The organism is Bradyrhizobium sp. NBAIM08, from assembly GCF_020193935.1.
Taxonomy (GTDB): domain Bacteria; phylum Pseudomonadota; class Alphaproteobacteria; order Rhizobiales; family Xanthobacteraceae; genus Bradyrhizobium; species Bradyrhizobium yuanmingense.
Window position 1 is genome coordinate 1 of the sequence record NZ_JADYVR010000280.1, and the last position, 456, is coordinate 456.

1 protein-coding gene is annotated in these 456 nt (G+C 69.5%); it reads left to right on the forward strand.

Annotation, left to right across the window (positions count from 1 at the left end; all coding sequences use genetic code 11):
- The first annotated feature begins 67 nt into the window (after nt 1–67).
- Complete coding sequence (locus I6F37_RS39495) at nt 68–379, forward strand: hypothetical protein (RefSeq protein WP_225154302.1); 312 nt, start codon at nt 68–70, stop codon at nt 377–379.
- Nucleotides 380–456 lie beyond the last annotated feature (77 nt).

Genomic DNA, 456 nt, shown 5'->3' on the forward strand with positions numbered 1-456 from the left:
AGATCATGGCGTTCTCGCCGGAGGGCTGCGATAGAAGGGGTCCCCCTTCCATCGTGGAGTCCGGTTGATGGATGACATGTTTGCCGACGGCGTCGGCGAGATCACCGTGATCAACGGTGTCGCGCGGCTCAGCCTCGTCGCCCTCGAAGCGTCCCCCGGCGCGCGTGAATCCGGCGACGCGAAGCCGGTGCCGGTGGTCAAGCGTCGACTCGTCATGCCGGTGCCGGGGCTGATCAACCTGATCCAGCAGGCCCAGTCGCTCCTGGCCCGCATGGAGCAGGCCGCCTCCGCGCAACGTCTGCCGGCCGAGCCCCAGAAGCCCGCCGTCGAGAGCCAGAAGCCGGCGGCGGCGGCCGCGCCGAGCTCGCCCAACTTCTGACCCCATCCGGCACCCACGGCTTTGCGATGAGCGGGGAAGCCTCGTCCACGGCTTTGCGCTGCCTTGCGCTGCTGGCG